The organism is Fischerella muscicola PCC 7414, assembly GCF_000317205.1.
GTDB lineage: Bacteria > Cyanobacteriota > Cyanobacteriia > Cyanobacteriales > Nostocaceae > Fischerella > Fischerella muscicola.
Genome location: NZ_AJLK01000081.1, coordinates 23,456 through 48,192 on the forward strand (window position 1 = coordinate 23,456; position 24,737 = coordinate 48,192).

General features: G+C 43.7%; 8 protein-coding genes. All 8 read left to right on the forward strand.

Annotated elements, in window-relative coordinates; all coding sequences use genetic code 11:
• The first annotated feature begins 5 nt into the window (after nt 1-5).
• Complete coding sequence (locus UYI_RS0112025; RefSeq protein WP_016866916.1) at nt 6-4,865, forward strand: non-ribosomal peptide synthetase; 4,860 nt, start codon at nt 6-8, stop codon at nt 4,863-4,865.
• Between the two features lies 1 nt (nt 4,866).
• Complete coding sequence (locus UYI_RS0112030) at nt 4,867-11,439, forward strand: non-ribosomal peptide synthetase (protein ID WP_157226331.1); 6,573 nt, start codon at nt 4,867-4,869, stop codon at nt 11,437-11,439.
• 2 nt (nt 11,440-11,441) lie between these two features.
• Entirely contained in the window at nt 11,442-16,154 is a 4,713-nt protein-coding gene (locus tag UYI_RS0112035) for a type I polyketide synthase (protein ID WP_016866918.1), read from the forward strand.
• Between the two features lie 25 nt (nt 16,155-16,179).
• Entirely contained in the window at nt 16,180-16,485 is a 306-nt protein-coding gene (locus UYI_RS0112040) for a hypothetical protein (protein ID WP_102205832.1), read from the forward strand.
• Nucleotides 16,486-16,570: 85 nt separating this feature from the next.
• Nucleotides 16,571-17,641: an LLM class flavin-dependent oxidoreductase gene (locus tag UYI_RS0112045; protein ID WP_016866920.1), complete on the forward strand. Its 1,071-nt coding sequence runs from the start codon at nt 16,571-16,573 to the stop codon at nt 17,639-17,641.
• A gap of 139 nt (nt 17,642-17,780) precedes the next feature.
• On the forward strand, nt 17,781-21,146 hold the full coding sequence (locus tag UYI_RS0112050; protein WP_016866921.1) for a non-ribosomal peptide synthetase: 3,366 nt from the start codon (nt 17,781-17,783) through the stop codon (nt 21,144-21,146).
• 319 nt (nt 21,147-21,465) lie between these two features.
• Nucleotides 21,466-23,145, forward strand: a complete 1,680-nt coding sequence (gene panP, locus UYI_RS0112055; RefSeq protein ID WP_016866922.1) for a pyridoxal-dependent aspartate 1-decarboxylase PanP — start codon at nt 21,466-21,468, stop codon at nt 23,143-23,145.
• A 35-nt stretch (nt 23,146-23,180) separates the two neighbouring features.
• Nucleotides 23,181-24,737, forward strand: a 1,557-nt coding sequence (locus tag UYI_RS0112060) for a type I polyketide synthase (protein WP_016866923.1), incomplete at its 3' end; no start/stop codon positions are given.

Consider the following 24,737-nt stretch of genomic DNA (forward strand, 5'->3'; position numbering starts at 1 on the left):
TCATTATGAATGATTTTGCAAAAAGAATTGCGGCACTTTCTCCAGAACAAAGAGCGCTGTTTGAACTGCGTCTAAAACAGAAAGAATTAAATTTAAAAAATATTACGTCGACATCAATTCCTAAGAGAAAAGCTTCTGAAGTCTTATCCTTATCTTTAATTCAGGAAAGGTTGTGGTTTCTTTACCAATTACAACCAGATATTCCCTTATATAATGAATCTAATCTGTTTCGGATTACAGGTAATCTTAAAAGTATTGTTTTAGAGCAAAGTCTGAACGAAATCATTAAACGGCATGAAATACTGCGCACCACTTTTCACACTGTAGATACTCAACTAATCCAAGTCATTGCCCCAGCACTAACAGTCACATTACCAATAATAGACCTGCAAGAGCGTTCAGAAACTGAACAAGCAGAATTAATCAAACAAATAGTCACTGAAAAATCAACTCAACCCTTCGATCTCAGTCAAGATCCTTTATTACGAGGTACGCTCATCCGGCTAAAAGAGCAAGAACATTTAATGCTCCTAACCATGCACCATATCATTTCTGATGGTTGGTCGTGGCGAGTTTTTTATCGAGAATTAGGAACACTTTACCAAGCCTTTTGTGATGGCACTGCCCCAGCTTTGCCAGAATTGCCTATCCAGTATGCAGATTTCGCTCTTTGGCAGAGACAATCTTTGGATGACGAGACGTACAAGTCTCAATTAGTTTATTGGCGGCAAAAGCTGGAAAACTTACCTCCAGTTCTCGCCTTACCAACAGATAATCCACGTCCGGCGGTTCAAAGCTTGCGAGGTGCGCGCCAAACTCTCATCCTTCCTCAATCATTGACAGAGGCACTGAAGTCCTTAAGTCAAAAGGAAGGCGTGACTTTGTTCATGGTGTTACTTGCGGCATTTAAGACTTTGCTCTATCGCTACACAGGACAAACAGACCTGGTAGTTGGTACTCCCATTGCCAATCGTAACCAAATTGAGACCGAAAATTTACTAGGTTGTTTTATTAACACTTTGGTTTTGCGAACTAATCTTTCTAACAACCCTAGTTTTCGAGAACTATTAGCACGGGTACGGGAAACTACCTTGGCAGCTTATGCCCATCAAGACTTACCGTTTGAGCAACTGGTGAAAGAACTGCAACCAGAACGGACATTGAGTCATAACCCTCTGTTCCAAACGATGTTCGTCTTTCAGGATGCGCCACTGCAAGCCCTAGAATTGCCTGGTCTGAAATTGACTCCCTCAATTGTAGACAGTGGATTTGCTGAGTTTGACTTGACTTTGTTCTTAGAAGATACAAAGCTGGGACTAATGGGAGCCTTAGAATACAGCACCGACTTGTTTAGGGCAGACACCATTAACCGGATGATCGGGCATTGGCAAACTTTGCTGGCAGGGATTGTTTCTCACCCCGATGAGAATATCTCAAAATTAGCTTTACTGACTAAGTTTGAGGAAAATCAGCTGCTTGTAGATTGGAATCAAACAACAACAGACTATGCCAAAGACCAGTGCATTCATCAACTGTTTGCAGCCCAGGTGGAAAGAACACCAAATGCAGTGGCGGTGGTGTTTGCAGATCAGCAGTTGACTTACCGAGAACTCAACGAGAAAGCCAACCAACTGGCCCATTATTTGCAAAAGTTGGGAGTGCAACCGGAAGTGCCAGTAGGGATTTATGTTGAGCGTTCCTTAGAGATGGCGATCGCAATCTTAGCCATCTTAAAAGCGGGCGGCGCTTATGTGCCCATAGACCCAAACTATCCCCAGGAACGTATAGCCTACATCTTGGCGAATTCCCAAGCGCTTGTACTTCTAACTCAGGAAAAATTAGTCAAAGAACTGCCTGAGCATCAAGCATGTGTTGTCTGTTTGGATACAGACTGGCAAGCCATCTCGCAAGAGAACCAGAGCAATCCCTTTAGTAATACTGGAAGCGAAAATTTAGCTTATGTGATTTATACTTCCGGTTCTACAGGTACACCCAAAGGTGTATTAGTTACACATAAATCTTTAGTTAATTTTACGGAAGCTGCTATTGGTGAATATGGACTGACACAGGGCGATCGCGTGCTTCAGTTTGCCTCCATTAGTTTCGATGCCGCAGCAGAAGAAATTTATCCCTGCCTGACGTGTGGTGGAACTTTGGTTCTACGTACTGATGAGATGCTCAGTGATGGACAGACATTTCTGCAAAAGTGCCAGGATTTAAAGCTGACGGTGTTAGATTTGCCGACTGCCTACTGGCAACAACTCATGTCTGACATCTCCACAGCAGATTTACGGCTGCCCGACTCACTCCGTTTAGTAATTATCGGCGGAGAGCAAGCGCAGGGGAAACAAGTAGAAATTTGGCAAAATTGTGTAGGCGATCGCCAAGAACTGATCAATACCTACGGTCCTACAGAGGCAACTGTTGTCACAACAACATACAAATTACTGTTAGCGTCCACAGACAACCAGTCACCCAGAATGCCAATAGGACGCCCGATTCCCAATACTCAAACCTACGTATTAGATAAATATTTGCAACCAGTTCCCGTCGGTGTTGTTGGTGAACTATACATTAGCGGTGCTGGTGTCGCGAGGGGATACCTCAACCGTCCAGATTTGACCGCCGATAAATTCATTCCCCACCCCTTCAGCAATCAGCCAGGAGCGCGATTATACAAAACAGGGGATTTGGTACGCTATCGTCAAGACGGCAACATCGAATTCCTAGGACGGATTGACAATCAAGTGAAAGTTAGGGGATTCCGCATCGAGTTAGGAGAAATTGAGTCGGTGCTGAGTCAACATCCCGCCGTGCGAGAAGTAGCAGTTTTAGCACGAGAAGAAAAAGCGGGAAATAAACGCTTAGTAGCTTATATAGTTCGTAACAAACAAGGCAGAGGGCAGGAGGCAGAAGGCAGAGGGCAAGAGGATTTCATAGCGGGTAGCGATCGCCCCCAGTCGGAAATTCCTAAGCAAGAAGCACAAGATTTAGATAATAGTAATATTCATCACTCAGCACTCAGCCATGACCTGCGTAACTTTGTGAAAGAAAAGTTACCAGAATACATGATTCCTGCTGCCTTCGTATTCCTGGAAGTCATGCCTTTAACCCCCAACGGTAAGGTAAATCTGCAAGCACTACCAGCACCAGAACAGCAAACTCCAGAAATAGCATCAGCTTTCATCGCTCCTGAAACTACAGTCGAAAAACAATTAGCTGCGATTTGGGCGCAGGTACTAGGTAGAGAAAAGGTAGGTATCAACGATAACTTTTTTGAATTAGGTGGAGACTCCATCCTCAGTCTTCAGGTGATCTCTAAAGCTCGGGAAGCCGGACTACAATTAACACCAAAGCAGATTTTTCAATACCAGACGATCGCGGAATTAGTAGCAGTAGTCAGTACAACTGAGACGATTATTGCCGCCGAACAAGGAATTGTCACCGGAACAGTACCTTTGACACCCATTCAGCACTGGTTCTTTGCCCAAAATCTCCATTTTCCTCACCACTATAATCAAGCAGTTCTGCTCGCACCAAAGCAACCACTGGATATTACTTGCTTAGAGAAAGCAGTGCAAGCGTTACTCCAGCACCATGATGCACTTCGCTTGCGTTTTGTCAAGGGTATATCTGGTTGGCAGCAGATGAATGCTGATGTTGATGGCGTAGTTCCGTTGGTGCAGCGAGATTTTTCGTCTTTACCGGAAACTGAACAAAGACAAGCAATTGCAGACGCTGCCAACGAATTCCAAGCCAGCCTCAATTTATCTGAAGGGCCATTGCTTCGGGTCGCCTTATTTCACCTCGGCTGCAATCAACAGCGCCTACTGATTGTGATCCATCACTTAGCGGTTGATGGGGTGTCGTGGCGCATCCTGTTGGAGGATTTGCACAGGAGTTATGAGCAAATCTGTTGTAGCCAAAGAATTCAGCTGGCTTCTAAAACGACTTCCTTCAAACAGTGGGCTGAACAACTACAAGCCTATGCCCAAGCAGACGTATTCAAGCAAGAACTCAATTACTGGCAACAAGAACTGCAACAACCCATTGCTTCCCTACCCGTGGACTTTCCAGGGGGAGAGAATACAATGGCTAAAGCTCAAATTGTCTCTGTAGCTTTGAGTCGAGAAGAAACTCAAGCTTTGTTACAAGAGGTTCCCCAAGCCTACAACACTCAAATCAATGATGTGTTACTGACAGCTTTGGCACAAACCTTTGCCCAGTGGCAGGGGATGGATTGTTTGTTAGTAGATTTAGAAGCCCATGGCCGGGAAGCGTTTTCAGAATCGATAGATTTATCCCGGACTGTGGGTTGGTTTACTGCCGTTTTTCCTGTAGTGTTGAAAGTAAGTCCCGATAGTCATCCTGGAGAAGCTTTAAAAGCAGTTAAAGAACAACTGCGTCGCATTCCCAATCAGGGCATGGGCTATGGGATATTGCGCTACCTCAGAGGTGATGAAGCCGCCCAAGTACTGCAAGCATTACCTCAAGCTGAGGTGGCGTTTAACTATCTGGGTCAGTTTGACCAGAGTTTGTCTTCATCCTCTCTATTTCAGTTCGCCCCAGAATCAAGTGGTCGCGTTTACAGTCCACAGGAAACCCTGCCATACCTTTTGGAAATTAACGGAATGGTGAGTGCAGGTCAATTGCGCTTGGAATGGAGTTTTAGTCAAGAGATATATCGAAATACAACAGTGGAAAAATTGGCTGTTGGTTATATAGATGCATTGCGATCGCTAATTACTCACTGTCAATCTCCCGATGCAGGTGGCTTTACTCCTTCCGATTTTGCCGAATTTCAGCAAAGCCAATGGAATCAAGCCGATCTGGATGCAATTACCGCAGTCATTAGAGGAATGTGATATGGGCATGAAAAATATTGCAGATTTTTATCCCCTCTCGCCCATGCAACAGGGCATCCTCTTTCACTGTCTTGCAGATCCCAAATCAGGAGTATATTTTGACCAATTTAGCTGCACCATAGAAGGCAATCTCAATATTGCAGCCTTCCATCGTGCTTGGCAGCAGGTCGTAAATCGACACTCAATTTTGCGGACCTGTTTCCTGTGGGAAGGCTTAAAAGAACCTGTGCAAGTCGTGCATCGTCAGGTAACACTACCTTTTGTGCATCAGGACTGGCGGCATTTGTCATCAGTTGCACAGCAGGGACAAATTGAGGCTTTTTTGTCAAGCGATCGCTGCCAAGGCTTTAATCTGACAGTTGCACCTCTGATGCGTTTGGTGCTGATTCAACTTACCGACTATTCTTATCATTTCATTTGGAGCAGTCATCACCTGCTGTTAGATGGTTGGTCTGTTCCTTTAATTTTCCAAGAAGTTCTGGCCTTTTACAAAACTTTCGCTCAAGGTCAAACTCTGTTCCTCCCATCTCCACGTCCTTACCGGGATTACATCGTCTGGTTACAACAGCAAAATCTTTCCGAAGCTGAAACATTTTGGCGGCAGACTCTCAAAGGTTTTACTGCTCCCACAAAGATAGGGGAAAACCAGAATGATCAGCAAACACCTACTGATAACTACAAAGAACAAGAACTGCGGCTACAAGCATCAACCACAGCCGCACTACAATCACTAGCACAAAAACATCAGCTAACACTCAACACTCTCGTGCAGGGAGCTTGGGCTTTACTCCTGAACCGCTATAGTGGAGAAGCAGACGTCTTATTTGGGGTAACAGTCTCAGGTCGTCCGGCGGCCCTGCCCAAAGCCGAATCAATGGTGGGGTTATTTATCAACACACTGCCATTCCGAGTCAAAGTTGATCCCGAAGCTTTCCTCCTACCTTGGCTAAAGCAGGTTCAAGTCCAACAAGTTGAGACACGGCAGTACGAATATAGCCCACTCGTAGAAATTCAGGGCTGGAGTGAAGTTAACAGAGGTCTGTCTCTGTTTGAGAGTATTATAGTTTTTGAGAACTACCCCGTAGATATTTCTTTATCAGAACCAGGTTTAGACCTGGCAATTAAGAATTTTCGTAGTATTGAACAGACTAACTATCCCCTGACACTAAGTGTGATCCCGGGTAAAGAGCTGTTGCTTACCATTGCCTACAATGAAGGTGAACGCTTTGCTGCTGCCACTATTGAGCGTATGCTAGGACATCTGGCAACTTTGCTCAACGCTATGGTTGCCAATCCCCAACAGCGCCTGAAAGAATTATCACTTTTAACAGCAGCTGAAAAACAGCAGCTATTGGTGGAGTGGAATAACACTCAGAGTGATTATCCCCAAGACCTATGCATTCATCAGTTGTTTGAAGCCCAGGTGGAACGCACCCCTGATGCTGTAGCCGTAGTTTTTGCAGACCAGCAATTAACTTATCGGGAACTCAACTGCCGTGCCAACCAATTGGCCCATGAATTGCAAAAATTGGGAGTGGGACCAGAGGTATTAGTGGGGGTTTGTGTTGAGCGATCGCTCTTAATGGTAATTGCTATTCTGGCAATTCTTAAAGCAGGCGGGGCATATATCCCCCTAGATCCATCCTATCCACCACAAAGGTTGGCTTTGATGTTGGAAGATGCCAAGCCTTTGGTACTGCTGACCCAGGCACGGCTAGTCGCAGAACTCCCACCACACACAGCTAAAGTTATACTTATTGATACTAATTATTTCAGTAATATTCCTGTTACATTACATAATCCTATCAGTGGGGCGAAACCTGAAAACCTAGCCTATGTAATTTATACATCAGGCTCTACAGGTCGAGCAAAAGGTGTGGCAATTCAGCACAGCAGCCTCGTCAATGCTTATTTTGCTTGGGAAGAAACTTACCACCTACACACAGACGTCACCTGTCACCTGCAAATGGCAAGTTTCTCCTTCGATGTTTTTTCTGGAGATTTAGTTCGTGCTGTTTGTTCGGGTGGCAAACTGGTTTTATGCCCCCGCGACCTACTACTGTCTCCCCAAGACCTATACAACCTGATGGTTGAAGAAAAAGTTGACTGTGCCGAATTTGTACCAGCAGTTTTGCGAAACTTGATGCAGTACCTAGAGGAGAGTCAACAGCAACTTGACTTTATGCGGTTGCTGATTTGTGGTTCTGATGTTTGGTACACAAAAGAATATCAAAAATTTCAGAACTTTTGCGGTCCCCATACTCGCTTAATTAACTCTTTCGGCTTGACCGAAGCCACAATTGACAGTTCATGGTTTGAAACCACAACTCAGGAGTTAGTTAACGACCAATTAGTACCAATAGGACGCCCATTTGCTAACACCGAGTTGTATATTTTCGACTCTCACTTGCAGCCAGTACCGATTGGAGTTTCTGGAGAACTATACATCGGTGGCGCTAGCCTAGCTAGAGGTTATTTGCATCGTCCTGATTTGACTTGTGAAAAATTCATTCCCCATCCCTACAGTAACGAACCGGGAGTGCGTTTATACAAGACTGGGGACTTAGCTCGTTATTTACCTAGTGGTGATATAGAGTACATAGGTCGCATTGACCACCAGGTGAAACTTCGGGGTTTCCGCATTGAACTAGGAGAAATTGAAGCAGTCATCAGCCAACACCCAGCAATATCGGCGAGTGTGGTTATTGTTCGGGAGGATGACACTGCAAATAAAACTTTAGTAGCCTATATCACTCTTCACCCAGACCAGACACTGACTATTCCCGAACTGCGCCGCTTTTTGGAGGCAAAACTACCAAACTACATGCTGCCAACAGCTTTTGTCATCCTAGAAGCGTTACCCTTGACACCCAATGGCAAGATAGACCGCCGGGCGCTACCAGCACCAGACCCAACACAACTAATATCTGAGTCTAATATTGTAGCTCCTTCCACACCAGTTGAAGAAATGCTAGCTGGAATCTGGGCAGAAGTGCTTGGCATTCAAAAAGTGGGGATTCACGACAACTTCTTTGAGTTAGGGGGACATTCCCTGCTGGCTACTCGTGTTATTTCGCAACTGCGGCAAGTTTTTAAGGTGGAACTACCCTTGCGTTGCTTGTTTAACCAGCCAACAGTCGCGGGGCTAGCCAAGGAAATTGAAAAAGCTACCAAAGCAGACTTAGGATTAGAAATACCGCCTATTCAACGTATTTCCCGGACGGCAGATTTACCCCTGTCCTTTGCCCAACAACGACTCTGGTTCCTGGCTCAGTTAGAGCCTGACAGTCCTTTTTACAACATTATCGATGCCGTACATTTACAGGGGCAGTTAAATCTAGCAGCGCTAGAGCAGAGTTTTAATGAAATTCTACGCCGTCACGAAGCCTTGCGAACTAATTTTAAGACAGTCGAAGGGCAACCCGTAGCATTTATCTCATCGGTAACATCGCAGCTATTAACAGTCATTGACCTGGCGGAATTACCTGCTGCTCAACGAGAAACCAAAGTCAAAGAACTAGCACTTGCAGAGGCACAACAGCCCTTTAACCTGGAGACTGATACTCTGTTGCGAGTGAAATTACTCCGCCTTAGTGAACAGGAATATGTGATCCTATTGACCATGCACCACATCGTTTCTGACGGTTGGTCAACAAGTGTGCTAGTGCATGAATTGGCGACACTTTATCAAGCTTTTTGTCACGGGCAACCTTCCCCGTTACCTGAATTGCCAATTCAGTATATAGACTTTGCCGCTTGGCAGAAGCAGTGGCTCACAGGAGAAGTACTGGAATCTCAGCTTGCTTACTGGGGTCAGCAGTTGCATGGTGCGCCAGCTGTTCTAGAGTTACCTACTGATCACCCACGCCCTGCTGTTCAATCCTTCCGGGGTGCTACCCATTCTTTCCGGCTATCTCCAGAGCAAACTGTTGCATTGAAAACTTTGAGTCAGCAACAAGGAAGCACCTTATTTATGACCTTGCTGGCAGCCTTCAAAACCCTGCTGTATCGCTACACGGGAAACAATGATATTGTGATTGGTTCTCCCATTGCCAATCGTAACCACAGGGAGATAGAAGGGTTAATCGGTTTTTTTGTCAATACCTTAGTGCTGCGAACCGATTTATCTGGCAATCCTAGCTTTCGAGAGTTGCTGCGTCGGGTGCGGGAAGTAGCTTTAGGAGCTTATGCCCACCAAGATGTGCCCTTTGAAAAATTAGTAGAAAAATTGCAGCCCCAGCGCAATTTAAGTCACACACCTCTATTTCAAGTGATGTTTGTGCTTCAGAATGCACACAGTTTAGAGATAGAGTTACCAAGTTTGACCTTGAGTACCTTAGAAAGTGATAGTGGCACTGCCAAGTTCGATTTGACACTGTATATGGCAGAAACAGCCTCTGGCATCATTGGCAGCGTGGAGTATAACACTGACTTGTTCGAGGCGCAAACTATACAACGGCTGGCAGAGCATTTCCAGAGATTACTTTCCGGCATAGTTGCCAATCCAGAACAGCGGCTAGAGGAGTTACCACTGTTAAGTGAAGCTGAACAACAGCAGTTATTAGTCGAGTGGAATGACACCGAGACTGAGTATCCAAACCAGTGTATCCATCAGTTATTTGCAGCCCAGGTGGAACGCACACCTGACGCTGTAGCAGTCGTTTTTCAAGACGAGCAATTAACCTATACTCAATTAAATCAAAGAGCTAATCAACTAGCGCACTATTTGCAAAAGCTGGGAGTCAAACCAGAGGTACTGGTAGGAATTTGTTTGCCACGTTCAACAGAAATGCTGGTTGGACTGTTGGCGATCCTGAAAGCGGGTGGGGCTTATGTACCAATAGACCCAACTTATCCGCAACAGCGCTTAGCTTTGATGTTGGAAGATGCCCAAGTGTCACTGCTACTGACTCAACAACATTTGCTGGAGAAACTTCCAGCACATCAGGCACGGGTGGTTTGTCTGGACAGCGATCGCAGTAGTATTGCCCAAGAAAGCCAAGACAACCCTATTAATAGTTCTACTGCCAACTGTCTGGCTTATGTCATCTATACTTCTGGCTCTACAGGTAAACCCAAAGGAGTTTTAGGTCTGCATCAAGGCGCTGTCAATCGTTTTGCTTGGATGTGGCAGAACTATCCTTTTAAACAGGGGGAGGTGTGTTGTCAAAAGACATCCTTAAATTTTGTGGACTCGGTTTGGGAAATTTTTGGGCCCCTACTCCAAGGAGTTCGGATTGTTATCATACCAGATAGTGTTGTTAAGGCTCCGCAACAATTCATAGAAATTCTGGCTAGCAACAAGATTACACGGCTGGTTGTTGTCCCCTCGTTGCTACGTGTACTCTTGGACACCTACACTCACTTACAACAGCGGCTGCCTCAGTTGCAGCTTTGGGTAACAAGTGGGGAAGCACTTTCTCATAACTTATTACAAAAGTTTCGCCAGACGCTGCCGGAAAGTACTCTTTTAAACCTTTACGGTTCGTCGGAAGTATCTGCTGACGTTACTTGCTACAGTATAAGTCCACAAGATAGGGTTCCGGCGCGGGTTGTGATTGGTCGTCCCATAGCTAATACCCAAGTATATGTGCTGGATAGAAACCTCAAGCCTGTGCCTATTGGTGTACCGGGTGAGGTGTATATCGGTGGAGTCGGATTGGCAAGGGGTTATTTCAACCGACCTGAGATGACGGTGGAGCGGTTTATACCAAATATTTTTTCGGTGTTCCATAAAATGGGGATGGAGAATGAACCGCCATACACGCGAAGCGGGTTCCCGAAGGGTAGATGCCAAGAAAGCCAAGAATTTTCTTTGGGTTTTCCTGAAGTAGGAACACGGCTATACAAAACTGGGGATTTAGCTCGTTATTTAGCTGATGGAAATCTAGAATTTCTTGGACGGATAGATAATCAGGTAAAAATTCGTGGTTTCCGGATTGAACTAGGAGAAATTGAAGCGGCGCTAGTTCAACATTCGGGAGTGGAGGATGCTGTAGTTATAGCAAGGGAAGATAGACCAAATCATAAGCAACTAGTGGCGTATGTAGTTGCTCAAAAGGAACAGGCGATTACGGTCAGTGAACTGCATCATTTCCTGAAAGAGAAACTGCCTGACTATATGTTGCCGTCAGCTTTTGTGATTCTGGAAACTCTACCACTGCTACCGAATGGTAAGGTAGACCGCCATTCCTTGCCAGCACCCGACCAAACACGTCCGGAGTTAGCTGCGACTTATCAACCACCCCAAACTGAGGTAGAAAAAATCATTGCTCAGATTTGGCAAGAAGCACTGCATGTTCATGAAGTGGGTATTCATGACAATTTCTTTGAACTGGGTGGTCATTCATTACTCTTGTTGCAGATTCATAACCAGCTGCAAAAAAGATTTCAGCAAAATTTATCGATCTTAGAACTGTTTAGATATCCGACTATTAGCTCTTTGGCTAAATATTTAAGTCAGGAGCAAAATGAACAAGTATCTTTGCCGGAAACTAGCGATCGCTCGGAACAGTTAGAAAAAGGCAAAGCACGAATTAAGCAATTTTTGACAATTAGTAAGAGAAATCAATAAAAATGAGTCATACAGTAGAATTTAGTCGCAATGGTTTAGAAATAGCCATTATTGGGATGGCGGGCCGTTTTCCAGGTGCTAAAAATATTGAAGAATTTTGGCAGAATCTACGCAATGGCGTAGAGTCTATTACTACTTTCACTAATGAAGAGTTGCTTGCTGGCGGCATAGACCCTGACCTACTCAACGATACCAATTATGTGAAAGCTGGGGCTGTATTAGAGGACATAGAATTATTTGATGCTGAGTTCTTTGGGTTCAATCCTAGAGAAGCAGAGATTATTGATCCGCAACATCGTCTGTTTTTAGAGTGTGCCTGGGAGGCTATGGAAAATGCCGGCTACAATTCAAAAATGTACTCAGGTTTGATCGGAGTTTATGCTGGCGCAGGCTCAAACAACTATGTACTAAATATTTATTCCAATCAAAATATTAGAAGTTCTATTGATCGCAACCAACTTTTCTTTGGCAATGACAAAGATTTTCTGGCTACACGGGTATCTTACAAATTAGACCTGGAAGGGCCGGCTGTAGGTATTCAAACTGCCTGCTCAACTTCATTAGTTGCGGTACATTTAGCCTGCCGAGGTCTGTTGAGTGGTGAATGTGATATTGCTTTGGCTGGTGGTGTGGCGATCGATGTGCCGCAAAAAGAAGGATATCTTTATCAAGAAGGGGGTATTGTGTCCCCGGACGGTCGCTGTCGTGCCTTTGATGCTAAAGCGCAAGGAACCGTTTTTAGTAATGGTGTGGGTATCGTCGTTTTAAAGCGATTGGAAGATGCGATCGCTGACGGCGATTGTATTCATGCTGTGATCAAAGGCTCTGCTATTAATAATGATGGAGCTTTCAAAGTTAGCTACACTGCACCACGTATAGATGGACAAGCAAAAGTAATTAGGGCAGCCCAAGTTATGGCTGAGGTTGACCCGGAGACAATTACCTACATCGAGGCCCACGGCACTGGAACATCCCTTGGAGATCCAATAGAAATTTCTGCACTCACACAAGTGTTTCGTGCAAGTACTGACAAGAAAGGTTTCTGCGCTGTCGGTTCGGTCAAGACAAATATTGGACACTCAGATATCACAGCTGGTGTTGCAGGACTAATTAAAACTGTCCTCGCCCTCAAATATAAAGAAATACCACCCAGTTTACACTTTCAGCAGCCCAATCCCGAGATTGATTTTGACAACAGTCCCTTCTATGTGAATACCACGCTTTCTGATTGGCAGACAAACGGCACACCCCGTCGTGCAGGGGTTAGTTCTTTTGGGATTGGGGGAACTAATGCCCATGTAGTCCTTGAGGAAGCGCCTGTTGTACAGACGCGCCATGATGCGTCTGTACAATCTCGACCTTGGCATCTGTTATTGCTCTCTGCTAAAACCAGAACGGCACTGGAAACTGCAACAGCAAACTTAGTAGCCTACCTTCAGCAACATCGTGATTTAAACTTGGCTGATGTTGCCTATACTCTGCAAGTAGGTCGGCAAGCATTTGAGCATCGCTTCATGGTAGTATGTCAGAACCTTGAGGATGCAGTCAAAAAATTGGAGTTTGCCAACCAAGAGCAAGGTTCGACTTACTTAAAAGAACTCCATAATCGACCTGTTGTATTTATGTTTCCTGGGCAAGGGGCGCAGTACATAAATATGGGTCGAGAACTTTACCAAACTGAATCCATATTTCGGGAAGAGGTAAATCGCTGCTGTGAACTGCTCAAGCCTCACTTAGGTATAGATTTGCGCCATGTCCTCTATCCGAGTGAAGAACAGATTGAAGCAGCTACACACCAACTGCAACAGACTCATATTACCCAGCCAGCACTGTTTGTGATTGAGTATGCCCTCAGCCAGTTGTGGATGGCGTGGGGCATCCACTCGGAAGCCATGATTGGTCATAGCATTGGCGAGTATGTAGCAGCTTGTTTAGCGGGCGTGTTTTCCTTAGAAGATGCTTTGACATTGGTTGCTGTGCGTGGACGACTGATGCAGCAACTTCCAACAGGTGCAATGCTTTCTGTTCATCTTGCAGAAGACGATCTGCAACCCTGGCTTGGTAAAGAGGTTTCTCTCGCTGCCAGTAACGCACCTAATTTGTGTGTTGTTTCTGGTTCTGAGGAAGCGATCGCTCATTTACAAAGTCGTCTCACGAATCAAGGTGTGGAGTGTCGTCGCCTGCATACCTCCCACGCCTTTCATTCCCCAATGATCGATTCTATCTTGGAATCGTTCACAAACCAGGTAGAAAAAATTAAACTAAATCCTCCTCAGATTTCTTTTATTTCTAACTTAACTGGTACTTGGATTACCGCAAAAGAGGCAACTGACCCGACCTACTGGGCTAAACATCTACGACAAACAGTCCGCTTTGCCCAGGGAATGGCTGAGTTAATGACACAGCCAGAACGAATTCTGCTGGAAGTTGGGCCGGGGATGACATTAAGTACCTTTGCCAGACAAAGTAAGGCGGATGAACCTACAGTTTTGGCAACACTCCGCCATCCAAAATACCAAAAATCAGATTCAGCATTTTTGCTGAACACCGTAGGTCAACTCTGGCTAGCGGGTGTGCAGGTAGATTGGTATAAATTTCATGCTCCGCAGTCGCGTCAACGGATACCCCTACCAACATATCCCTTTGAGCGCCAGCGTTACTGGATTGAAGCACAAAAAGTAGACAATAGCCATCCTCAAATCAAACTAACCAGAAAGCCGAATATGGCTGACTGGTTCTACATCCCTGCTTGGAAACGAGTAATGTTGCTTGAACCCTGGAAAACAGAAGGGTTAACTCAGCAAAAGTCCTGCTGGTTGGTCTTTGTCGATCCATGTGGAGTGGGTTCACAAATCGCCAAACGACTGGAACAAGCAGGTCAGGATGTAATTATAGTCACAATGGGAGAAGAGTTCACCAAACTGAGTGATTCGGTCTACACAATCAATCCTCAGCAACAGGATGATTATGAAGCCTTAGTGCAAGCTCTTCGCGAACTAGGCAAAACTCCACAAAATATTGCTCATTTCTGGGGTGTCACAGCAAATACTAGATTGTTGAGTAATAATTTACACGCACAAACACAATTTGAAATCGAGGACTTTTCCAAGTCTCAGGATCTAGTTTTCTACAGTCTGCTATTTTTAGCACAACAATTGACCAAACACCATCTAACTACCCCACTGCAAATAATAGCCGTAACCAACAATATGCACGAGGTGGTGGGTCAAGAACAGTTGCAGCCACAAAAAGCCACAGTGCTAGGTCCATGTAAAGCGATCGCCCAAGAATATCCACATATGAGCTGTCGCAGTGTTGATATCGTCATCCCTGAATCGGAGACTTTTCTGGAAAAGCAACTTATAGACCAACTCATAGCTGAACTAACTCAACAACCATCTGATTTAGTTGTTGCTTACCGTAATGGTCATCGTTGGGTGCAAACCTTTGAACCAATTCAATTGAACGAAGTAGTTCCAGAAAAAACACGGTTAAGAGAAGGGGGAATTTACCTCATCGTCGGTGATCCTGTCAAAGGTCTGGGTTTAGTGTTTGCAGAATATTTAGCTCAAACAGTACACGCCAAACTCATCTTAATTGAAAATTCAGAATTGCCGGAAAGAAATGAGTGGGGACAATGGCTAGCAACTCATGATCAACACAATAATATCAGTGATCAAATCAGAAGAATCCAGACTTTAGAAGAGTTAAGCGGAGATGTTCTGATCATCAAAGCTGATGTTGTCAATGAAGAACAAATGCAACAGGCTATGACCATAGCTTATGAGCGTTTTGGTCAAATTCATGGAGTGTTTTATGTACCAGAAATCAGTGGTAATGAAAAGTCAACTTTATCTATTCATGAAATAGGTAGGACTGAATGTGAGCAGGAATTTCAATCAAAAGTACATGGACTTATTGTATTAGAAAAAGTTTTACAAGGGAAAAAGCTTGACTTCTATCTTTTACAATCCTCACTATCATCAATTTTGGGAGGATTAGGACTAGTTGCCTATGCAGCAGCTTACCTATTCATGGACGCCTTTGTTCATCAAAAAAACCAGCAAAACTCTGTTCCTTGGTTTAGTGTGAATCGCCAAGCTTTTATCTCCGATTTAGAAAAAGAAGAATATGTGGCGTTGGGATCAACTGCAACAGAATTATTCATGACACCGCAGGAGGTTTGGGAAGCTTTTCAACGCATTTTGTCTATGGGTGCGGCAAATCAGGTTGTTGTTTCCACAGGGGATTTACAAGCAAGAATTAATCAATCACTGAAGCTCAAACCTTTAGAAACTGTAAGTAATTCTCAAGACTCACAGCAGGCAGATTCTTTTTCAAAGCACTCAAGACCAAATTTACAAACTGTTTATGTAGCTCCCAGAAATGAGATTGAGCAAACCATTGCTAACATTTGGCAAGAGATTCTTGGAGTTTCTCTAGTAGGTGTGAATGACGACTTTTTTGAATTAGGAGGACACTCTTTGTTGGCTGTTCAGGTTACTTCTCGTCTGCGAGAAACTTTTCAAGTAGATTTACCGCTTAACAGTATTCTGTTTGAGGCATCCACTGTTGCTGGACTTGCTGCTGTTATTGCTCAAGAACAACCTCAACAGGAAGAATTAGAAGAAATGGTTGCTTTATTACAAGAGGTTAAGAGTCTTTCAGCGGAAGAAGTTCAAGCAGAAATGGTTAAAGATTTTTGGTCTAGCTAATCACAGAAATTAATAATTAGCCAACATGAATTGCTACAGCTTCATCGGTGTGCATCTGTGTTCATCTGTGTTCGTTTTTTATCTTAATTCTATTTTCAAGTCAGTCGTTCACGTTGGTACACAACAAATCATGACAATTCTGCTTCTCTGTGTTCCTTATTTTCAAGGTAGACTCTCACGGGCTATTGCCCACAATGAGGAGATGAAGAATATAACGAACACAGATGCACACCGATTAACACCGATGGATTATGCGTTTGCTGTTAAGTTGATTCCCAATCTCTATTTTCAAGCTAGTCAATCACGAGAAAATCCCACAAAGAGTGCATGAAAAGATTAATTTTCCTACACCCTTACACCCCCACATCTATTTTCAACCTAATAATCCCTCGCATCAAAACATCAGGAGTTACAGAATGGAATTCAGTTTATTTTATTTCTCCGGTGATGGTTCAACAAATCAAACAAACAAGTATAATTTATTAATAGAATCTGCTAAATTTGCAGATAAAAATGGTTTTTCTGCGGTTTGGACTCCGGAACGACATTTTCATCCGTTTGGAGGGCTTTATCCTAATCCATCTTTAACTAGTACAGCCCTAGCGATGGTAACTGAACAGATTCAGTTACGGGCTGGAAGTGTTGTGATGCCACTTCATAATCCAGCACGGATTGCTGAAGATTGGTCTGTGGTTGATAATTTGTCTCAAGGTAGAGTAGCGATCGCTTTTGCCTCTGGTTGGACGGTAGATGATTTTGTACTGTCTACTGAAAGTCATGCTAATCGCAGAGAAGCTATGTGGCGTGGAATCGAGACTGTACAAAAGTTGTGGCAAGGTGAACAAGTAGAGTTCCAAGATGTTACGGGAAGAAGTTTCAAGTTGAAAACTTTTCCCAAACCAGTGCAGCCCAAGTTCCCACTTTGGATTGTTTGTCAATCTCCGGCAACATTTATTGAAGCAGGCAAGATCGGGGCTAATATACTCACCTCTCTTTTGGGAGGAACTCTAGAAGAGGTGGCAACTCAAATATCACTCTACCGTGAATCTCTGGCAAAACATGGTCATGATCCTCTAGCTAAAAAAGTAGCAATGATGTTGCACACTTTTGTGGGAGAAGACTTCGATATCGTCAAAGAACAAGTGAGGGAACCTTTTTACAACTACCTCAAAACCCACATTGATTTGCTGGAGAATCTGGCAAAGAATTCCGGCGTAAACGTGAATTTGGCAACATTCACCGAAGCGGATATAAACAGCCTTTTGCGCTTTGCTTACGAAGGTTGGCTGAAAGGGAGGACTTTAATTGGTTCAAAAATTACCTGTATGCGAATGATAGAACTTTTAAAGCAGGCTGGTGTTAATGAAGTGGCGTGTCTCATTGATTTTTACTCAGATTTTGATGCAGTGATGGCGAGTTTATCTTATCTCAAAGAGTTAAAAGATATTTGTAATTCAAAAAAAGAAAAAGTAAGTTTACTCAACTAATAAATTAACGTATAGCCCTTCTCTCTTGGATAAAGCACTGCTTTATCGGTGTTCATCTGTGTTCATCTGTGTTCGTTTTTTCCCCTGTACAGCACCCAACTACAAATCTTTAAATATAAATTAACTCAGGTACTCATTAATGAGAGATTTGTATCAACAAATAGCAGAACTATCTCCAGATCAGCGGGCATTATTTGAAAAGCGACTTCAGCAAAAAGGCTTGAATTCTATAAAAATTTCCAGAATTTCTCAAAGAAAAGATTCTGATTCTTTGCCTTTATCTTTTGCTCAGCAAAGACTATGGTTTATCCAGCAATTAGATCCTGACAACAGTGCTTATAACGTTTTTAGTGCCTTGCGTATTCAGGGTCAATTAAATGTAGCAGTCCTAGAACAAACCTTCACTGAAATTGTCAGGCGTCATGAAACCTTACGCACAACTTTTACTACCAATGCTTCTGGGGAACCGATCCAGGTTATTACTCCGCCCCAGACCTTAACATTGCCGATCATGGATCTGACAGAGGTTTCTAATCTGGAGGAGGAGGTACAGCAGCTGGTTGTTAAGGAGGCGCAGCAGCCTTTTGATTTAACGAAACCATTGCTGCGGTTGACCCTTCTGCGATTAGATGCAGCAGAACATGTATTGCTGTTAACAGTACATCACATCATCTGCGATCGCTGGTCAATGGGAATATTTGTCCGGGAAATGAAAGCACTTTATGAAGCTTTTGTCAATAGCAAACCTTCACCCCTTCCCGAACTGCCAATCCAGTACCCAGACTGGGCAATTTGGCAACGCCAGTGGTTACAGGGACAGGTGTTAGAAGAGCAGCTAAATTATTGGCAAAAGCAGCTTCAGGGTAACTTGCCAGTGTTAAAATTGCCAAGCGATCGACCCCGGCCAGTTGTTCCGACTTACCAAGGTTCGCAACAGTCGTTAGTATTATCTAAACCTCTATCGGATGCTGTTAAGCATTTGAGTAAAAAGGAAGGGGTAACGCTGTTTACGTTACTATTAACAGCTTTCAACATTTTGCTTTTCAAGTACACTCATCAGGATGACATCATCGTTGGTACTGATATTGCTAATCGCAATCGCGTTGAAACCGAAGGATTAATAGGGTTTTTAATCAACACTTTGGTATTGCGTACTAGCTTGTCTGGAAACCCCAGCTTTCGCGAATTACTCCATCGGGTACGTGAAGTTATGCAGGGGGCATATGCTCACCAAGATTTACCCTTTGAAAAGCTGGTGGAAGAATTGAATCCAGAGCGAAGTCTCAGCCAGATGACGCCACTGTTTCAAGTCAAGTTTGATTTACAGCTGGCACAGGTGGAACCACCAGAACTTTCGGGTTTGACTGTCAGTCCTTTAGCATTTGATAATGGGACTGCAAAATTTGAACTGCGTTTTAACCTCTCGGATACAGAACAAGGGATAACAGGACTAGTAGAATACAGCACCGACTTATTCAATGACAGTACCATCACTAGGATGGTACAGCACTTTCAAACTTTACTCTCTGGCATAGTTGCCAATCCAGAACAGCGGCTAGAGGAGTTACCACTGTTAAGTGAAGCTGAACAACAGCAGTTATTAGTCGAGTGGAATGACACCGAGACTGAGTATCCAAACCAGTGTATCCATCAGTTATTTGCAGCCCAGGTGGAACGCACACCTGACGCTGTAGCAGTAGTTTTTCAAGACGAGCAATTAACCTATACTCAATTAAATCAAAGAGCTAATCAACTAGCGCACTACTTGCAAAAGCTGGGAGTCAAACCAGAGGTACTGGTAGGAATTTGTTTGCCACGTTCAACAGAAATGCTGGTTGGACTGTTGGCGATCCTGAAAGCGGGTGGGGCTTATGTACCAATAGACCCAGCTTATCCGCAACAGCGCTTAGCTTTGATGTTAGAAGATGCCCAAGTATCAGTACTGCTGACTTCTGTTGAGTTAGCGGGGCAATTGCCAGAACATCAAGCTAAGGTAGTATGCCTAGATGCCGACTGGGAGAAAATTAGCAAACAGAGTATTGATAATCTTATAAATAAAGCCAGCACTGACAACTTAGCCTATGTAATTTATACTTCCGGTTCTACAGGTAGACCAAAAGGAGTACAAATCCCCCACGGCGCTGTGGTTAATTTCTTAAGTACAATGCGCCAAACTCCAGGATTGACTCAAGACGATATCCTCTTATCTGTCACTACCCTATCTTTTGACATTGCGGCATTGGAACTATATCTACCACTGATTGTCGGCGCTCGTTTGATTATAGTTAGCCGTGAAGTTGCTAGCGATGGCATTCAATTGTCAAAAGAACTAGATTTGCATCAAGCAAATGTCATGCAAGCCACACCAGCCACTTGGCGGTTACTGCTGGGGGCTGGGTGGCAAGGTAGTGAGCAATTGAAGATTCTTTGCGGAGGAGAAGCACTCGATCGCTCTGTTGCCAATCAGTTGCTTGAACGTAGCAAGCAAGTGTGGAACTTATACGGTCCCACAGAAACCACTATTTGGTCGGCTGTGCAAATTGTAGAAAACAAAAATAAACTAGAACAAACAGATAGTATTGTTTCTATTGGTCGCCCGATTGCCAACACGCAATTTTATGTCCTTGACCAACACCAACGTCTCGTTCCTGTGGGTGTTCCAGGTGAATTATATATCGGCGGTGCTGGGGTAGCTCGTGGTTATCTCAACCGACCAGAACTCACAGCCGAGAAATTTATTCCCAACCCCTTCCACAAAGAGGCGGGAGGACGTCTTTACAAGACAGGCGACTTAGTTCGCTTGCGATCGGACTCCAGCATGGAGTTTTTAGGGCGGATCGATAATCAAGTCAAACTCCGTGGTTTTCGTATTGAACTGGGAGAAATTGAAGCGTTATTAAACCAATATCCAGGGGTTGAAACCAGTGTAGTTTTGATAAGGGAGGATGAACCCGGTTCTCAACGTTTAGTTGCCTATGTAGTCCTACAGCCAAACCAGACACTGACAATTCCCGAATTGCGCCACTTTTTGAAGTCGAAGTTGCCGAACTATATGGTTCCAACAGCTTTTGTGACGCTAGAGGCGCTGCCGTTGACACCTAACGGTAAGGTAGACCGGAGGGCGCTGCCAGCACCTGACCAAACACGTCCGGAGTTGGAAACGACTTATCAACCACCCCAAAATGATCTAGAGCAAACCATTGCTAATATTTGGCAAGAAGTACTGCATGTGAAAGAAGTAGGTATTTATGACAACTTCTTTGAATTAGGTGGTCAATCATTACTCTTAGTTCAGGTTCATAGTAAGTTGCAAAAAATATTGCCGCGAGATTTATCTTTGGTGGAAATGTTTCAATATCCAACTATTAGCTCCTTAGCTAAATATTTAAGTCAAGAGCAAAATGAAGCAGCAGCTTTGACAAAAGATTCTTACCGTAATGAAGTTAGAACAGCTTCAATTAAGCGTCGTAGAGAAGTCAGACAAAATTATAGAAAAACAACATGAGTTCAGTCTCCTAACAAGCTTAATTTAACAAACCGCCAAAACGCCTTAGACGCGATAGCGGCTTCCGTAAGGTAGGACGCCAAGGATTTGAGAGGGTGCGTAAGTCTTAATAGAGTAGTCCTTTGGTGGTGTAAGTTAAAGTAATCTATTTTTCTTGGTGTCTTAGTGTCTTGGTGGTGAAAAAATCATTTTATTAACCACAAAGACACTAAGACACGAAGGTGAAAAGCTTTTAATTGGGCAAAATTTTTGGGATTTTTATCTACCACAAAAGGGCTAGTTTTAATAGAGTTACTCAACAATTATTTTGGAGTATCAAATGACATTAAGTAAGCGTCAACAAGAAATGACAAAGCAAAATTATTTAGCTGAGACTGAACAAACATTGCAGTATACAATTGCCGAAAAAATTACGCAGTTATTTACGCCATCTAGTCACTCGGTATCTGTAGAAAGTGAGATGGATCTGGAAATTAATACTTTAGTTGATGATTTTTTAGGTGCGACTAATACTAATACTGATGTTGATTTTAATGCGTTAGTGTCTAAGTTTAGTGATAGTAAAGTGCCTGTTGAACCTTATAATTTTGATAGCTATGTTGAATATTTAGCTAATAATGTTGTTGCTCATTCTATACACACGTCTTCGCCACGATTTATTGGTCATATGACCTCTGCTCTTCCCTATTTTGTGCGACCATTGGCAAAGCTGATGACAGCAATGAACCAAAATGTCGTCAAAATGGAAACCGCTAAAGTCTTAAGTCCTTACGAACGTCAGGCTTTGGCGATGATGCATCGGCTAATTTATAATTTTTCTGATGATTTCTACACTCAGCATATTCAAAATAGCCAGAGTACATTGGGTATTTTGGTTTCTGGAGGTACAGCAGCAAATATCATCGCGCTGTGGTGTGCCCGTAATGCTTCCTTGGGGGCAAAAGATGGTTTTGCTGGTGTAGAAAAGGAAGGTTTAGCTGCGGCTTTAGATTACTACGGCTACAAGGGAGCAGTGGTAATAGGTTCTGATTTGATGCATTATTCTTTTGATAAAGCAGCAGATTTATTAGGCATTGGTACGCATGGCTTGATTAAAGTCCCCACTAATTGCAATAATGAGGTTGACTTACAAGCATTGCGTCAAGCTGTTGCAGACTGTCGCGCTCAGAACTTGCATATTATTGCGATCGTGGGTGTTGCTGGGACTACGGATTCTGGTAATGTTGATCCACTTGTAGCGATCGCAGATATTGCTCAAGCAGCCAATGTTCATTTTCATGTAGATGCGGCTTGGGGTGGGCCACTCATATTTTCTGAACAACATCGACACAAACTTGCTGGGATTGAACGGGCTGATTCTGTGACCATTGATGGACACAAACAACTGTATCTACCAATGGGGATTGGTATGCTTTTTCTGCGCGAACCACAGCTGGCTGCATCAATTGAAAAGAGTGCTAGTTACACTATGCGTAAGGGTTCCTTCGATTTAGGGAAACGCGCTTTGGAAGGCTCTCGACCTGGTATGGCATTATTTTTACATGCAGGGCTAAATCTGATTGGGCTGAAGGGATATGAATTTTTGATTGATGAAGGAATCCGCAAGACACAGTATATGGCTACGCGTATCTGTGCCATGCCTGAGTTTGAGTTGCTGGCAGAACCAGAGATGAATCTCCTTGTTTATCGTTACATTCCGGAGCCATTTAGGGGGCTTGCTGCCAAAAACCAATTGACGGAAACAGACAATCAACAAATTAATCAATTTAATCAACGCCTTCAGAAAATTCAGCGTCAAGCTGGTCGTACTTTTATTTCACGGACAACGAAAACAATTACCTGCTTTGGAGAAAACATTTCTATTACTGCACTGCGTGCAGTGCTTGCCAATCCACTTACTACTCAAGATGATATTGACGCAGTTTTAAATGATCAGATTCAGATTGCCTCAGAGTTATCAATATCAAATTCTCTAGAAGCTGCTGAGAACGTAGCGTAGTTGCTGTGAATGAGAATCGGTGGGGATTTTTTGCTATGAATAATTTCAGTCAATTTAACAGCTTCGATGATAACGATGAAATAGCCATCATTGGCATGGTAGGTCGTTTTCCTGGGGCGAACAATGTTGATAAATTTTGGCAAAATCTCCGAGATGGTGTAGAGTCGATTACCTGTTTCACATATGAGGAACTGGTATCTGCGGGGATAGACTCAGCTGTGCTACGTGACCCAAATTATGTCAAAGCAGGCAGTGTACTGGAAGATGTAGACTTATTTGACGCTTCATTCTTTGGGTTTACTCCCAGAGAAGCCGAAATCACAGACCCACAACACCGCCTGTTTTTAGAATCTGCCTGGGAAGCTTTAGAGAATGCTGGCTACAACTCGGAAACTTACACTGGTCGCATCGGTCTTTATGCTGGCGTAGCTTTCAGTAGTTACTTTTTTACGAACCTCTACCCCAACCGAGACTTAACACAGTTAGTAGATGATTTCCAAACTTTTATTGGTAATGATAAAGACCACTTACCAACCCAAACTTCTTATAAGTTAAACCTCACCGGCCCCAGCGTTAATGTTCAAACTACTTGTTCCACATCATTGGTTGCAGTCCACTTAGCGTGCCAGAGTTTGCTGAATGGCGAAAGTGATATCGCCTTAGCCGGTGGTGTTTCGATACAAATACCGCAAAAAGCTGGCTATCTCTATCAAGAAGGAGGAATTAACTCTCCCGACGGACACTGTCGAGCTTTTGATGCTAATGCTAGGGGAACTGTTTTTGGTGATGGTTTGGGCATTGTAGTATTGAAGCGATTAGCAGACGCTCTTGCTGATCGTGACTATATTCATGCAGTCATCAAAGGTTCAGCTATCAATAACGATGGTTCCTTAAAGGTTGGTTACACAGCCCCCAGTGTAGATGGTCAAAGAGAAGTAATTTTGGAAGCACTTGCTTTAGCTGGAGTGGAACCCGAGACCATCAGCTATATTGAAACTCATGGAACTGGAACTCCTTTAGGAGATCCGATTGAAATTGCAGCTCTTACACAGGCTTTTCGTCGCAGTAGTGACAAAAAAGGCTTCTGTGCTATTGGTTCGGTTAAAACCAATGTGGGACATTTGAATACAGCTGCTGGTGTAACTGGTTTAATTAAAACTGTCCAAGCCCTTAAAAATAAACAAATACCCCCTAGCTTACACTTTCAACAGCCCAACCCCCAGATAGATTTTGCCAACAGTCCCTTTTACGTCAATACTAAACTTACCGAATGGAAAACAAACGGTATACCTCGCCGCGCTGGCGTCAGTTCTTTTGGTATTGGAGGAACTAATGCCCATGTGATTCTAGAAGAAGCCCCAACTGTAGAGACGTGCCATGGCACGTCTCTACACTCACGCCCTTGGCAATTGTTAGTGCTTTCAGCCAAAACCGAAACCGCTTTAGAAACTGCTACGGCGACTTTGGCTTCTCATCTCCAGCAGCACCCTCAGTTGAATTTAGCTGATGTGGCTTACACCCTACAAGTTGGTCGGCGAAGTTTCGACTATCGCCGCATAGTAGTTTGCCACTCCCTTGAAGACGCACTAAAA

Coding starts and splice junctions, on each gene's coding strand:
- UYI_RS0112040 (WP_102205832.1), top strand. CDS start 16,180: ATGAATTGCTACAGCTTCATCGGTGTGCATCTGTGTTCATCTGTGTTC.
- UYI_RS0112025 (WP_016866916.1), top strand. CDS start 6: ATGAATGATTTTGCAAAAAGAATTGCGGCACTTTCTCCAGAACAAAGA.
- UYI_RS0112050 (WP_016866921.1), top strand. CDS start 17,781: ATGAGAGATTTGTATCAACAAATAGCAGAACTATCTCCAGATCAGCGG.
- panP (WP_016866922.1), top strand. CDS start 21,466: ATGACATTAAGTAAGCGTCAACAAGAAATGACAAAGCAAAATTATTTA.
- UYI_RS0112030 (WP_157226331.1), top strand. CDS start 4,867: ATGGGCATGAAAAATATTGCAGATTTTTATCCCCTCTCGCCCATGCAA.
- UYI_RS0112045 (WP_016866920.1), top strand. CDS start 16,571: ATGGAATTCAGTTTATTTTATTTCTCCGGTGATGGTTCAACAAATCAA.
- UYI_RS0112035 (WP_016866918.1), top strand. CDS start 11,442: ATGAGTCATACAGTAGAATTTAGTCGCAATGGTTTAGAAATAGCCATT.